This window comes from Frigoribacterium sp. SL97, from assembly GCF_026625765.1.
GTDB lineage: Bacteria > Actinomycetota > Actinomycetes > Actinomycetales > Microbacteriaceae > Frigoribacterium.
The window spans coordinates 1922524-1936706 of the sequence record NZ_CP113062.1; the positions used below are offsets into that span (position 1 = coordinate 1922524).

Genomic DNA, 14183 nt, shown 5'->3' on the forward strand with positions numbered 1-14183 from the left:
TTCCTTTACTGTGCGGCGTCGGTGGAGGTCGAGGTGGTGTCGACGTACACCTCGCCGTCGATGACGGAGACCGAGAAGACCGGTACGGGTTCGTAGGCGGGCAGCGTGAGCGGCTTGCCGGTGGTGAGCTCGAATTTCGAGCCGTGGGCCCAGCATTCGAGGGTGTCGTCCTCGACGAAGCCCTCGGAGAGCGAGATGTCGCCGTGGGTGCAGGTGTCGCCGATGGCGTGGATCGTGCCGGCGCTGTCCTTCACGACGGCGATCGCGACGCCGTCGACGACGACGCGATGGGCCTGGGAGGGGCTGACGTCGTCGACGCCGCAGACCTTCGTCGCCATCAGGCGATCGTCTCGGTCGAGGTCGCCTCGCCCGCGGCCAGTTCGACCTCGATGGCGTCCACGAGGCGGGCCTGCAGGTCGGCGTCCCCGATCTTCTGGATGACCTCGACGAGGAATCCGAGGACGACGAGGCGACGCGCCTCGTGCTCGGAGATGCCGCGCGACTGGAGGTAGAAGAGGTGCTCGTCGTCGAAGCGACCCGTCGCGCTGGCGTGACCGGCGCCTTCGATGTCGCCGGTCTCGATCTCGAGGTTCGGGATCGAGTCGGCGCGCGTGCCCTCGCTCAGCACCAGGTTGCGGTTCTGCTCGTAGCTGTCGGTGCCTGGTGCCGTCCGACCGATCAGGACGTCGCCGATCCACACCGTGCGGGCACCGGCACCCTGCAGGGCGCCCTTGTAGTTCACCCGGCTCCGCGTCTTGGGGGCGTCGTGGTTCACGTACACCTGCTGTTCGAGGTGCTGACCGGCGTCCGCGAAGTACACGCCGTAGAGCTCGGCGTCCGCGCCCTGCTCGGCCAGGTGGGCCGACGGGTTGACCCGGACGACCGAGCCACCCAGGCTGACGACGAAGTGCTTCAGCTGGGCGTCGCGCCCGATCCGGGCGTGGTGGCTCGCGACGTGCACGGCGTCGTCGTCCCACTCCTGGAGCGTGACGACGGTGAGGTGCGCGCCCTCGTCCACGACGATCTCGACGTTCTCGACCAGCTGGGCCGATCCGGTGTTGCGGAGGACGACCATGGACTGGCTGTTGGCCTTGGCGTGGATCAGCGTGTGACCCGCCCGTGGTTCACGGTCGAGGCCCGAGCGGCCGATGGTGATGGCCGACGGTTCGTCGCCGTCGAGGGTCACGACGAGCACCTTCTCGACGCTCGACCACGCGTTGGCGGCGGCCTTGTCCTCGGGAGTGCCCGCCGTGCCGACACGGGAGTCGGACCGGTCGACCCATTCGACGGTCGCGCCGGGCGTCTCGCGGGCCAGGTAGGCGTAAGGCGAGCCGTCGAGGTCTCCGTCGATCAACGGACGGAGGCGCGACACCGGACTGAGCTTCCAGTCCACCTCGCGACCGGTCACGTCGGGGAACGCCGTGGGGTCGACCGAGGTGAACCGCTCGGAACGCGTCTGGACGGGCACGAGGCCCCAGCCGCCGTCACTGTGGGCACCCGCGCCGTGCTGGACGCCCGGCGTGGTGGTGGACTCTGGTGTGGTGGTGGGTGCTGCGGCGGACATCTAGCCGACTGATCCTTCCATGCTCATCTCGATGAGCTTGTTGAGTTCGAGCGCGTACTCCATCGGGAGTTCGCGGGCGATGGGCTCGATGAAGCCACGGACGATCATGGCCATGGCCTCGTCTTCGGCCATGCCGCGTGACATGAGGTAGAAGAGCTGCTCTTCGCTGACCCGCGACACCGTCGCCTCGTGACCGAGCTGGACGTCGTCGACGCGGATGTCGATCGCGGGGTAGGTGTCGGAACGAGAGATCGTGTCGACGAGCAGGGCGTCACAGCGGACCGTGTTGGCCGCGTGGTGGGCGGCCTCGTCGACTCGCACCTCGCCACGGTAACCCGCGCGACCGCCGCCTCGCGCGATCGACTTCGACACGATGGACGACGTCGTGTAAGGCGCCATGTGGATCATCTTCGCGCCGGCGTCCTGGTGCTGACCGGGGCCCGCGAAGGCCACGGACAGGGTCTCGCCCTTGGCGTGCTCACCGACCAGGTAGATGGACGGGTACTTCATCGTCACCTTCGAGCCGATGTTGCCGTCGATCCACTCCATGGTGGCGCCCTCGTGCGCGATCGCCCGCTTGGTGACCAGGTTGTACACGTTGTTCGACCAGTTCTGGATCGTCGTGTACCGCACTCGGGCGTTCTTCTTCACGATGATCTCGACCACGGCCGAGTGCAGGGAGTCCGACTTGTAGATCGGGGCCGTGCAGCCCTCGATGTAGTGGACGTAGCTGCCCTCGTCGGCGATGATCAGCGTCCGCTCGAACTGACCCATGTTCTCGGTGTTGATGCGGAAGTACGCCTGGAGCGGGATCTCGACGTGGACGCCCTTGGGCACGTACACGAACGAGCCGCCCGACCACACGGCGGTGTTCAGCGCCGCGAACTTGTTGTCACCGGCCGGGATGACCGTGCCGAAGTACTCCTGGAAGAGTTCGGGGTGCTCGCGCAGCGCGGTGTCGGTGTCCATGAAGATGACACCCTGCTGCTCGAGGTCCTCACGGATCTGGTGGTAGACCACCTCGGACTCGTACTGGGCGGCGACGCCGGCGACGAGGCGGGTTGCGCTCGGCCTCGGGGATGCCGAGCTTCTCGTAGGTGTTCTTGATGTCGTCGGGCAGCTCGTCCCAGGTCGTCGCCTGCTTCTCGGTCGACCGGACGAAGTACTTGATGTTGTCGAAGTCGATGCCCGACAGGTCGGCACCCCACGTCGGCATGGGCTTGCGCTCGAAGAGCGTCAGGCCCTTGAGCCTGTTCTTGAGCATCCACTCGGGTTCGCTCTTCAAGTTCGAGATGTCGGTGACGACCTCGGGTGACACCCCACGGCGCGCCGAGGCGCCCGCGGTGTCGGAGTCGGACCAGCCGAACTCGTACTGCCCCAGGCTCTCGAGCTCGGGTCGATCGATCAACACGTCTGACATGACTACCTCTTTCTCTGCCGGACCGAACACGGGTCGGCCGAACGGCATTCCCCGGGTGGTGGAGCGGCCCAGCTGCTCGCCCTGCGAGTCGAACACGTCGGCTGCCGCCGCTCCGTCCGCCGACGCTCGACATGATCGAGACGTCAGGTGGCGTTGCTTAGACTGTTGATGAAGGCCGCGTCCCGCTTCTGCGGATCTCACGTCCTTCGGATGTCTCCGTCGACACCCTGCCGGGTCGTGTTCCTGAACCCGTTGATTCTACAGGGCCGACCGCCGAAAGTGACGAAAGGCAGCAAGTCGTGAGCAACGCACAGGTGGGCGCCACCGGAGTCCTGACCCGAGCCTGGTCGTGGCTCCCCACGACCGTCGATCGCCGGGTCCGTTTCGTCGCGTGGGCGTCGTTCGTCTGCCAGGTGCTGCTGATCGGCACGGGAGGTGCGGTGCGGCTCACGGGATCGGGGCTCGGCTGCCCCACCTGGCCACGCTGCACCGCCGACTCCTTCGTCAGCACGCCCGAGATGGGCATCCACGGGGTCATCGAGTTCGGCAACCGCCTCCTGACCTTCGTGCTCACGCTCGTCGTCATCCTCGCCTTCCTTTTCGTGCTGCGGATGCGGAAGGTCCGCCGCGACTTCTTCTGGCTCACCCTCGTCCAGGGCCTGAGCATCCCCTTCCAGGCCGTGCTCGGGGGGATCACCGTCCTCACCGGTCTGAACCCGTACATCGTCGGGGCACACTTCGTCGTCTCGATCGTCCTCGTCGCCCTCACCACCACCCTGCTCTGGCGCGTGTACCGCGGGCCCCGTGGGCACCACGCCGCCACTCCGCGTGGTTATGCGCGACTCGTCCACGTGACGGCCGCCGTGGTCGGCGTCACCGTGATCGTCGGCGTCCTGACGACCGGCTCCGGCCCGCACGCCGGCGATGCGGCGACCCCCCGCAACGGCCTCGACCCGGCGATCATGGACCACGTCCACAGCTGGCCGGCCTACGCGACCCTCGCTCTCACCCTGGCGGTCCTCGCCTGGACCCTCCAGGCGGGCCTCCCCCGTCGGTTCCCCGTGGCCCTGCTGGGCGTCGAACTCGTCCAGATCGCCGTCGGCATCACCCAGGCTCGCTCCGGACTGCCGCCCCTGCTCGTGGGGAGTCACATGGTCCTGGCCGCGCTGCTGGTGGCCGCGACGACCGCCGTGGTGCTGTCGCTGCGCAACGACCAGGCTCCCGACGAGGTCGAGCCGATCGTCGAGGCGGCCGCCGCCCGCGTCTGACCCGGGCGACCGGGGGTCTAGCCCCGGCGCATGACGGTGTCGACGTCGTCCTGCTCGACGACGACGAAGCCCGTCCGCTCGTAGAGCGACACGGCTCGGCTTCCCGTGAGCACGTCGAGGGTGACCGACCCCGTGGTGACCGAGTCGATCGCCTGCGAGAGGAGGGTCGTCCCGATCCCGTGACCCCGCGCCTCCTCGACCAGGTAGAAGTGACGGAGCCAGGTCGTGTCGCCGTCCGGGTGAAGCGCGATGCAGCCGAGGAGGCGCTGGTCGCCTTCGACGACTCGTGTCTCGTCGGCCACGTACTCGCGGACGAATCGAGCCCGGTGGCGGGCCGGGTTCCAGATGCCGAGCCTCTCGAACTCGGGTCGGAGCACCACGAGCTTGAGAGCGGTCAGCTGTTCGAGGTCGTCCGGGCGCGCCGGACGGACGGTCCAGTCGGACGGCCTCACGGGATCAGAACGGCAGCAGGGGGTCGACCCCGACGGCGACGAACAGGAGCGTGAGGTACGTGATGGAGCTGTGGAAGACGCGCATCGGACGGACCTCGGCGACGTGCTGGATGGCCCGGCTGTAGAGCCGGTGCGACTCCCAGACGAACCAGGCCCCGCTCGCGAGTGCCACGACGGTGTAAAGCGCGCCCATGCCGGCGACGGGGACGAGGATCAGGGAGCAGACCACGGTGGCCCAGGCGTAGAGGATCACCTGCAGGCCGACGATCGACCGGCCGCGCACCACGGCGAGCATGGGGACGTCGGCCGCGGCGTAGTCGTCGCGGTACTTCATCGACAGCGGCCAGTAGTGCGGCGGCGTCCAGAGGAAGATGACCATGAAGAGGATGACGGCCGACCAGGACAGGTCGTTCGTGACGGCGGCCCAGCCGATGAGCACCGGCATGCACCCGGCGATGCCGCCCCACACGATGTTCTGCGGCGTGCGGCGCTTCAGCCAGAGCGTGTACACGACGACGTAGAAGAGGATCGCCCCGAGCGACAGCGCCGCCGAGAGCAGGTTGACCGTCAGGCCGAGCCAGACGATCGACGCGACGCCGACCACGTACGAGAAGATCAACGCCTCGCGGTCGCTGACCTCGCCGGTCACGAGGGGTCGGCCCTGCGTCCGCTTCATGATGCGGTCGATGTCGCGATCGATGTAGCAGTTGAAGGCCGAGGCCGAACCGGCGCTGAGCGCACCACCGATCAGCGTCGCGGCGACGAGCCACAGGTTGGGGATGCCGCCCTGGGCCAGGAACATCGTCGGCGCCGTGGTGACGAGCAGGAGCTCCATCACGCGGGGCTTCGTGAGGGCGACGTACGCCCGAGCCTTGCGACGGAAGCCCCGGGGTGACGTGTCGGGGCGGATGTCAACGGCTGCGGTCATGAGTCCTCTAACGAGACGAACGGTTTGCCCAAGGAGTCTAGGCGATGAACGTCGACGCTGACGGCGAACCCTCGGCCGATGCGGACGGGCGAAGGGGGTTCGTCCCTATACTTACAGGTGCTTGCCAGTCGTACGCCCTCTCGGTCCCGAATCACCGGACGAACCGTCCCGATCTCCGCCCCGGCGTGTGTGCGACCCAGCCGACGACGTCTCGGCAGGCGCACGTCAGCGCGGGAGCGAATCGACCCCGCGCAGTTCGCATCAAGAAGGGTCAACTTCCAGTGGCAGATCTGCAATGGGAATCCATTGACAACAAAGCAGTAGACACGGTCCGCGTCCTCGCGGCCGACGCGGTCGAGAAGGTCGGCAACGGTCACCCCGGCACCGCGATGAGCCTGGCGCCCGCCGCGTACCTGCTCTTCCAGAAGGTCATGCGTCGTGACCCGAGCGACAGCACCTGGATCGGTCGCGACCGGTTCATCCTGTCCGTCGGCCACAGCTCGCTGACGCAGTACATCCAGTTCTACCTGGGCGGCTACGGTCTCGAGCTCGACGACCTCGAGGCCCTGCGCATCTGGGGCTCGAAGACCCCCGGCCACCCCGAGTACGGCCACACGGACGGCATCGAGATCACCACCGGTCCGCTGGGCCAGGGCTTCGCCAGCTCGGTGGGCTTCGCCTACGCCGCCCGTTTCGAGCGCGGCCTGTTCGACCCCGACGCCGCCCCCGGCACGAGCCCCTTCGACCACTTCGTGTACGTCATCGCCGGTGACGGCGACATGCAAGAGGGCGTCACGAGCGAGGCCGCGTCGCTGGCCGGGCACCAGAAGCTCGGCAACCTCGTCGCCATCTACGACTCGAACCAGATCTCGATCGAGGACGACACCAACATCGCCTTCACCGAGGACGTCCACAAGCGCTTCGAGTCCTACGACTGGGACGTCCAGGTCGTCGACTGGAAGAAGACCGGCGAGTACGTCGAGGACGTCGCCGAGCTGCACGACGCCATCGAGAAGGCCAAGGCCGTCACCGACAAGCCCTCCCTGATCATCCTCAAGACGATCATCGGCTGGCCCTCGCCCAAGAAGCAGAACTCCGGCAAGATCCACGGTTCGGCCCTCGGCGCCGACGAGGTCGCCGGCCTCAAGTCGGTCCTCGGGTTCGACCCCGAGAAGTCCTTCGACGTCGACCCCGCCGTCCTCGAGCACACCCGCAAGGCCGTCGAGCGCGGTCAGGCCCAGCACGCCGAGTGGGACGAGAAGCTCGCCGCCTGGGCGTCGGCCAACCCCGACAAGAAGGTCATGCTCGACCGCATCCTCGCGAACGAGCTGCCCGAGGGCGTCGAAGAAGCGCTCCCCGTCTTCGAGGCCGGCAAGGACGTCTCCACCCGCGCCGCCTCCGGCAAGGTCATCAACGCCCTCGCCGGCGTGGTCCCCGAGCTCTGGGGCGGGTCGGCCGACCTGGCCGAGTCGAACCTGACGACGATCACGGGCTCGAAGTCGTTCGTCCCCACCGAGTGGTCGACCGACGAGTGGAGCGGAGACCCCTACGGTCGCGTTCTGCACTTCGGCATCCGCGAGCACGCGATGGGCGCCATCCTCAACGGCATCACGCTGCACGGCAACACGCGCCCGTTCGGTGGCACGTTCCTGATCTTCAGCGACTACATGCGCCCGGCGGTCCGCCTCGCGGCACTGATGAAGTCCCCGGCGATCTACGTCTGGACCCACGACTCCGTGGCCCTGGGCGAGGACGGTCCGACGCACCAGCCGATCGAGCAGCTCGCGTCGCTCCGCGCGATCCCCGACCTCGACGTCGTGCGTCCCGCCGACGCCAACGAGACGGCCTGGGCCTGGGCGACGATCCTCGAGCGCCACCACGGCCCCGCCGGCATCGCGCTCAGCCGTCAGAACCTGCCCGTCTTCGAGCGCGGCACCGGTGACGCCGAGGGTGACACCTTCGCGTCGGCGAAGAACGTGGCGAAGGGCGCCTACGTCCTGGCCGAGGCACCGGGCGGAACGCCCGACGTGATCTTCGTCGCCACGGGTTCCGAGGTGCAGATCGCCGTCGAGGCCCGTGAGGTCCTGCGCGGCGAGGGCATCAACGCCCGCGTCGTCTCGGCACCGAGCATCGAGTGGTTCGACGAGCAGAGCGACGAGTACAAGGAGGCGGTCCTCCCGGCCGCCGTCAAGGCCCGCGTCTCGATCGAGGCCGGTGTGGCCATGCCGTGGCGCGGCATCGTCGGTGACGCCGGTCGCAGCGTGTCGATCGAGCACTTCGGTGCTTCGGCCGACTACAAGACGCTGTTCAAGCAGTTCGGCATGACGACCGAAGCCGCCGTCGCCGCCGCCAAGGACTCGATCGCCGCTCTCTGAGCGACGACGAAGGAAAGAGAAGAACACCATGACCGATTCCAACACCGCACAGCTGTCCGCCGCAGGCGTCAGCATCTGGCTCGACGACCTCTCGCGTGAGCGCATCAACGCGGGCGGCCTCCAGAAGCTGATCGCCGAGCGCAACGTCGTCGGCGTCACCACCAACCCCACGATCTTCGCGTCGGCTCTCGCCAAGGGCGAGGCCTACGACGACCAGGTCGCCCTGCTCGCGAAGACCGGTGTCAGCGTCACGGACGCCGTCTTCGAGATCACGACCGACGACGTCACCCGCGCCTGCGACATCTTCCGCGAGCTCTACGACACGACGGACGGCTTCGACGGCCGCGTGTCGATCGAGGTCGAGCCCGGTCTCGCGCACGACGCGCAGGGCACCATCGACCAGGCGGTCAAGCTCGCCGCCAAGGTCGGTCGCCCCAACGCCCTGATCAAGATCCCCGCGACCGTCGAGGGCCTCGAGGCCATCACCGCCGTGATCGCCCAGGGCATCAGCGTCAACGTGACCCTGATCTTCAGCCTCGAGCGCTACCGCGCCGTCATCAACGCGTACCTCACGGGTCTCGAGCAGGCCAAGGCCGCCGGCATCGACATCACCGAGATCCACTCCGTCGCCTCGTTCTTCGTGTCGCGCGTCGACACCGAGATCGACAAGCGTCTCGACGCGGTCGGGACCGACGAGGCCAAGGCCCTGAAGGGCAAGGCCGGCGTGGCCAACGCCCAGCTCGCCTACGAGGTCTACCAGCAGGCCTTCGACACCGAGCGGGCCAAGGGCCTCCTCGCCGCCGGCGCCAACAAGCAGCGTCCCCTCTGGGCTTCCACCGGTGTCAAGGACCCCGCCGTCCTCGACACCACGTACGTGGTCGAGCTCGTCGCCCAGGACGTCGTCAACACGATGCCCGAGAAGACGCTCGAGGCGACCTTCGACCACGGTGACGTCCGTGGCGACACGATCAGCGCCTCCTACGCCTCGGCCAACGAGACCATGGACGCGATCGCGGCGCAGGGCGTCTCGTACGACGACGTGACCGAGGCCCTCGAGAAAGAGGGCGTCGAGAAGTTCGTCGTCTCGTGGAACGAACTGCTCGACACGGTCACCGCTGCCCTCGAGGCCGCCAAGCCCGCCGGGGAGTCCAAGTGACCATCACCATCGCTGCCAGCGGCGACGCCGCACAGGCGGTCGAGACGGTCGTCCCGCAGCTCGTGAGCGACCTCGTCGCCTCGGGCATCACGGCTCAGAACCCCACCCTGTGGGGCCCTGACGCCGAGGACGAGTCCGCCAAGCGTCTCGGCTGGACCGAGGCCGTCGTGGTCTCGACTCCGCTGCTCGACGAGATCGACTCGCTCCGGGACGAGCTCGCCGCCAAGGGCGTCGATCACGTCGTGCTCGCGGGCATGGGTGGATCGTCGCTCGCGCCCGAGGTCATCACCCGCACCTACGGCGTCGAGCTCACCGTGCTCGACGCCACGGAGCCCGGTCAGGTCCTCACGGCCCTCGCCGACCGTCTCGAGCGCACCGTGCTCGTGGTCTCGTCGAAGTCGGGTTCCACCGTCGAGACCGCCAGCCAGCGCAAGACCTTCGAGAAGGCGTTCACCGACGCCGGCATCGACCCCGTCGAGCGCATCGTCGTGGTCACCGATCCCGGATCGCCCCTCGACGGGCAGGCCCGTGAGGCCGGTTACCGCGTCTTCAACGCCGACCCCAACATCGGCGGGCGCTACTCGGCCCTGTCGGCGTTCGGCCTCGTGCCGTCCGGCCTGGCCGGCGCCGACATCCGCGAGCTGCTCGCCGAGGCCGACGCCGTCACGGTCGAGCTGGCCCAGGACCGCGCCGACAACCCGGGTCTCGTGTTGGGTGCCGTCCTGGCAGGCACCTCGCCCCTGCGCGACAAGATCGCCATCGTCGCCGACGGCACCCACATCGTGGGGTTCCCGGACTGGGCCGAACAGCTCATCGCCGAGTCGACCGGCAAGCAGGGTCGCGGCCTGCTCCCCGTCGTCATCGGCACCTCCGCCCCCGAGATCACGGCGGGGCTGCACGACGTGCAGGTCGTCCGTCTCGTGGCGAACGCCGACGAGACCCGTGAGGTCGCGCCCGGCGAGGTCGAGATCTCGGGTTCGCTCGGTGGCCAGATCATGGTCTGGGAGTACGCCGTCGCCGTGGCCGGGCGTCTGCTCGACATCAACCCGTTCGACCAGCCCGACGTCGAGTCGGCCAAGGTCGCGACGCGGGCGTTGCTCGACGACCGTCCCGAGCCCACTCCCCCGGCCTTCACGGCCGAGGGTGTCGAGGTCCGCGAGGTCGGGGGAATCGAGCTGGGCGACTCTCTCGAGTCCGCCGTGGCCGCGCTCCTCTCGCACCTGAGCGATGACGGCTACGTCTCGATCCAGGCCTACGTCGACCGCGTGGCGAACCCCCAGCTCGAAGAGGTCCGCGACCTCCTCGCGATGCGCACGCAGCGTCCCGTCACCTTCGGATGGGGTCCGCGCTTCTTGCACTCGACGGGTCAATACCACAAGGGTGGGCCGGCCAACGGGGTGTTCCTGCAGATCACGCAGGTCCCCGCGACCGACCTCGAGATCCCGGACAGCCCGTTCACGTTCGGGCAGCTCGTGCAGGCCCAGGCCGCCGGTGATGCCAAGGTCCTGGCCGAGCACGGTCGTCCCGTGCTCACGCTGACGGTGACCGACGTGGCGGCCGCGCTGCCGGTCATCACCGCCGCACTCCGCTGAGCCGAAAGGGCCGGCGTCCCCAGGGGCGCCGGCCCTTTCGCCTTGCCACCGGTGTTCCCGGCCGTCTCCGCCCGTCCCGACCGGAACACCTTCGAACCACAGAACGGAACATCATGTCACCGGTGCCGATCACGCCGGAGTCCAACCCGCTCCGGTTGCCCTCCGACCGACGTCTCAACCGCATCGCGGGGCCCAGCGGTCTCATCATCTTCGGTGTGACGGGTGATCTCTCCCGCAAGAAGCTCATGCCCGCCGTGTACGACCTGGCCAACCGTGGCCTGCTGCCCCCCGGCTTCGCGCTCGTCGGCTTCGCCCGTCGTGAATTCGAGGGCCAGGACTTCGAACAGGTCGTGTACCAGGCCGTCAAGGAGCACGCTCGCACGCCTTTCGACGAAGACGTCTGGCGTCAACTCAAAGAAGGCTTCCGTTTCGTCCAGGGGGTCTTCGACGACGCCGACGCGTTCGCTCGGCTCAAGGACACCATCGAAGAGCTCGATCGTGAGCGCGGGACGATGGGCAACCACGCCTTCTACCTCTCGATCCCGCCCAAGGCGTTCCCCATGGTCACCGAGCAGTTGCGCAACTCGGGCCTCGCCGAGGAGAAGGACGGTGCGTGGAGACGCGTCGTCATCGAGAAGCCCTTCGGCAGCGACCTCACGACGGCCCGCGAGCTCAACGCCGTCGTCGAGACCGTCTTCGAGCCCGACAGCGTGTTCCGAATCGACCACTACCTCGGCAAAGAGACGGTGCAGAACCTCCTCACGCTGCGGTTCGCCAACCAGATGTACGAACCTCTCTGGAACTCCAACTACGTCGACCACGTGCAGATCACCATGGCCGAGGACATCGGCGTCGGCGGCCGCGCCGGTTACTACGACGGCATCGGCGCCGCTCGTGACGTCATCCAGAACCACCTCCTCCAGCTCCTCGCCCTGACGGCGATGGAAGAACCGGTCACCTTCGCCGCCCGTGACCTCCGGGCCGAGAAGGAGAAGATCCTCTCGGCCGTCCGCCTCCCCGCCGACCTCGCCGCGGGAACCGCGCGGGGTCAGTACGCCGGGGGGTGGCAGGGCGGAGAGAAGGTGCTCGGATTCCTGGACGAAGAAGGCATGAATCCCGAGAGCACGACCGAGACGTTCGCCGCCATCAAGCTCGAGATCGCGACCCGGCGGTGGGCGGGAGTCCCCTTCTACCTCCGGGCCGGAAAGCGTCTCGGCCGTCGCGTGACCGAGATCGCCGTCGTCTTCAAGCAGGTGCCCGAGAACATCTTCGGCACGCAGACGTCGCTGGGGCAGAACGCCCTCGTGATCCGGGTCCAGCCCGACGAGGGAGTGACCCTGCGCTTCGGGTCCAAGGTGCCCGGGATCGGCACGCAGGTCCGTGACGTCACGATGGACTTCGGATACGGGCACGCCTTCACCGAGGCGAGCCCGGAGGCCTACGAGCGTCTCATCCTCGACGTCCTCCTGGGCGACCCGCCCCTGTTCCCCCGGCACGAGGAGGTCGAGCTCTCCTGGAAGATCCTCGACCCGATCGAGGAGTTCTGGGCGACTGAGGGTCAGCCCGAACAGTACCGACCCGGCACGTGGGGACCCGCCTCTGCCGACGAACTCATGGCCCGTGACGGCCGTACCTGGAGGCGTCCGTGATCGTCGACCTGCCCGACAGCACCATCAGCCGCGTCCAGAAGACGCTGGTCAAGATCCGGGAAGAAGGAGGCGCGGTCGCGCTGGGCCGAGTCCTCACCCTGATCATCTCCACCCGTCTCGGTGACGAGGAGGAAGCCATCGAGGCCGCGAACGACGCCTCGCGAGAGCACCCCATGAGGGTCATCGTCGTCTCCACGTCGACCGACCTCGATCTCGACGAGGTCGACGGGCGACTGGACGCGCAGATCCGGGTGGGCGGCGACGCCGGTGCCAGCGAGGTCATCCTGCTCCGGGCCTACGGAGAGACCGCGAGCGACGAGGAGGGGCTCGTGACCGGGCTCCTGCTGCCCGACGCTCCCGTCGTCGCCTGGTGGCCGAAGACCGCTCCCGCCGTCGTCTCCGAGTCTCCCCTCGGGCGCATCGCGCAACGGCGGATCACGGATGCGGCGAGCCAGTCCAACCCACGCCAGTCGATCATCGACCTCGCCCGGAGCTACGCTCCCGGCGACACCGACTTCGCCTGGACCCGGCTCACCCTCTGGCGGGCGCAACTGGCTGCCGTGCTCGACCAACCGCCTTACGAATCGGTCACCGAGGTCGGTGTCTCCGGCGCACCCGATTCTCCGTCGACTTTGCTCTTGGCCGCCTGGTTGCGTCTGCAGCTCCAGGTACCCGTCGACGGTGAGCTGACGACCCGGGCGACGGGATCGAGCGGCATCCACGGTGTCCAACTGGTCCGCGCCTCCGGGTCCATCGTCCTCGAACGCTCCCTGGACGACGTGGCGACGCTCACCCAACCGGGTCAACCCACGCACGACCTCGCGCTGCCACGCCGCTCGCTGCGCGACTGCCTGGCCGAGGAACTCCGTAGACTCGACCCCGACGACCTGTTCGGGAACGTCGTGAGACACGGGGTCGGCCAACTGAGCGAACCCGTCCAGAGCAACTAGAGCAGATAGAGAACCGTGACGAACGAACGCCGGGTGCTGGTCCACCCCGACAAAGAATCGCTGGGTGCCTCCGTGGCCGCCCGCTTCATCACCAAGATCATCGACGTGCTCGAAGAGCAAAACTACGCGTCGGTCGTCGTCAGCGGTGGCTCGGTGAGCACCCTCGTGCTGGCGGCCATCAACGCGTCGCCGGCTCGTGACAGCGTCGACTGGTCGAAGGTCTCGATCTGGTGGGCCGACGAGCGCTGGGTCCCCGCAGGGGACGCGGACCGAAACGACACCCAGGCCGGCATCGACCTGCTCGACCACATCGGGTTGCTGCCCGAGAACGTCCACCGATTCGGTGCGGTCGGCGACTTCGACGACGTCGAGGCGGCCGCCGACGCTTACCGGAACGAGTTGCTGCAGCACGCACAGGCCGACGACGCGGCCCCCCGCTTCGACATCACGCTCCTCGGGGTCGGTCCCGACGGTCACGTCGCCTCGTTGTTCCCGGACAAGGCACAGATCCGTCAGCTCGAGCCGACCGTGCTCACGATCGACGACTCCCCCAAGCCTCCGCCCGTACGCCTCACGTTGAGCCTGCCGGTCATCAACAACTCCCAGCGCGTCTGGATGATCCTCGCCGGAGCCGAGAAGGCTTCGTCGTTGGGGCTCGCCCTGGCGGGTGCCGGCGCAGACCAGGTGCCGGTGGCAGGGGTCAAGGGACGCAAGCGGACGGTCTTCTTCGTCGACCAGGACGCGGCGGCTGAGGTCCCCGAGAACTTGATCGCCTCCACCTACTGAGTCCCGCCGCGGGCGCACCGACGCCGGCATGACGAAGGGCCCC

11 protein-coding genes and 1 pseudogene are annotated in these 14183 nt (G+C 68.2%); 7 read left to right on the forward strand and 5 right to left on the reverse strand.

Annotated features, from left to right (window positions below; genetic code table 11):
• Positions 1-5: 5 nt before the first annotated feature.
• The 3 genes and pseudogenes from OVA02_RS09195 to sufB all read right to left on the reverse strand — a co-directional run bounded on the left by OVA02_RS09195 (position 6) and on the right by sufB (position 2984).
• Positions 6-338 (reverse strand): non-heme iron oxygenase ferredoxin subunit, encoded by a 333-nt coding sequence (locus OVA02_RS09195; protein ID WP_082460222.1) that lies wholly within the window; start codon positions 336-338, stop codon positions 6-8.
• Complete coding sequence (gene sufD / locus OVA02_RS09200; RefSeq protein WP_082460223.1) at positions 338-1564, reverse strand: Fe-S cluster assembly protein SufD; 1227 nt, start codon at positions 1562-1564, stop codon at positions 338-340. Before sufD ends, OVA02_RS09195 begins: the two co-directional genes overlap by 1 nt.
• Positions 1565-2984: pseudogene (gene sufB, locus OVA02_RS09205) on the reverse strand (Fe-S cluster assembly protein SufB).
• A 299-nt stretch (positions 2985-3283) separates the two neighbouring features.
• Here sufB and OVA02_RS09210 point away from each other — a divergent pair.
• Positions 3284-4252 carry a COX15/CtaA family protein gene (locus OVA02_RS09210; protein WP_267658044.1) on the forward strand — a complete coding sequence of 323 codons (969 nt, stop codon included), beginning with the start codon at positions 3284-3286 and terminating at the stop codon, positions 4250-4252.
• Between the two features lie 17 nt (positions 4253-4269).
• Here the strand turns inward: OVA02_RS09210 and OVA02_RS09215 are convergent, their stop codons facing one another.
• Both OVA02_RS09215 and OVA02_RS09220 read right to left on the reverse strand, forming a co-directional pair.
• Positions 4270-4704 carry a GNAT family N-acetyltransferase gene (locus OVA02_RS09215; protein WP_267658046.1) on the reverse strand — a complete coding sequence of 145 codons (435 nt, stop codon included), beginning with the start codon at positions 4702-4704 and terminating at the stop codon, positions 4270-4272.
• Positions 4705-4708: 4 nt separating this feature from the next.
• A complete protein-coding gene (locus OVA02_RS09220) occupies positions 4709-5632 on the reverse strand; it encodes a heme o synthase (protein WP_056045215.1) in 924 nt (307 codons plus the stop codon).
• A 281-nt stretch (positions 5633-5913) separates the two neighbouring features.
• Here OVA02_RS09220 and tkt point away from each other — a divergent pair, with 281 nt between their 5' ends.
• The 6 genes from tkt to pgl all read left to right on the forward strand — a co-directional run bounded on the left by tkt (position 5914) and on the right by pgl (position 14140).
• Positions 5914-8007 (forward strand): transketolase, encoded by a 2094-nt coding sequence (gene tkt / locus OVA02_RS09225; protein ID WP_056045218.1) that lies wholly within the window; start codon positions 5914-5916, stop codon positions 8005-8007.
• A gap of 28 nt (positions 8008-8035) precedes the next feature.
• Positions 8036-9163 (forward strand): transaldolase, encoded by a 1128-nt coding sequence (tal, locus tag OVA02_RS09230; RefSeq protein ID WP_056045222.1) that lies wholly within the window; start codon positions 8036-8038, stop codon positions 9161-9163.
• Positions 9160-10755 (forward strand): glucose-6-phosphate isomerase, encoded by a 1596-nt coding sequence (locus OVA02_RS09235; protein ID WP_056045225.1) that lies wholly within the window; start codon positions 9160-9162, stop codon positions 10753-10755. The genes tal and OVA02_RS09235 overlap by 4 nt, the downstream gene beginning before the upstream one ends.
• Positions 10756-10868: 113 nt before the next feature.
• Positions 10869-12404, forward strand: coding sequence for a glucose-6-phosphate dehydrogenase (gene zwf / locus OVA02_RS09240; protein WP_056045228.1), 1536 nt, complete (start codon positions 10869-10871; stop codon positions 12402-12404).
• Positions 12401-13354, forward strand: a complete 954-nt coding sequence (locus OVA02_RS09245) for a glucose-6-phosphate dehydrogenase assembly protein OpcA (RefSeq protein WP_056045231.1) — start codon at positions 12401-12403, stop codon at positions 13352-13354. The genes zwf and OVA02_RS09245 overlap by 4 nt, the downstream gene beginning before the upstream one ends.
• 15 nt (positions 13355-13369) lie before the next feature.
• Positions 13370-14140 carry a 6-phosphogluconolactonase gene (pgl, locus tag OVA02_RS09250; RefSeq protein ID WP_056045234.1) on the forward strand — a complete coding sequence of 257 codons (771 nt, stop codon included), beginning with the start codon at positions 13370-13372 and terminating at the stop codon, positions 14138-14140.
• Positions 14141-14183 lie beyond the last annotated feature (43 nt).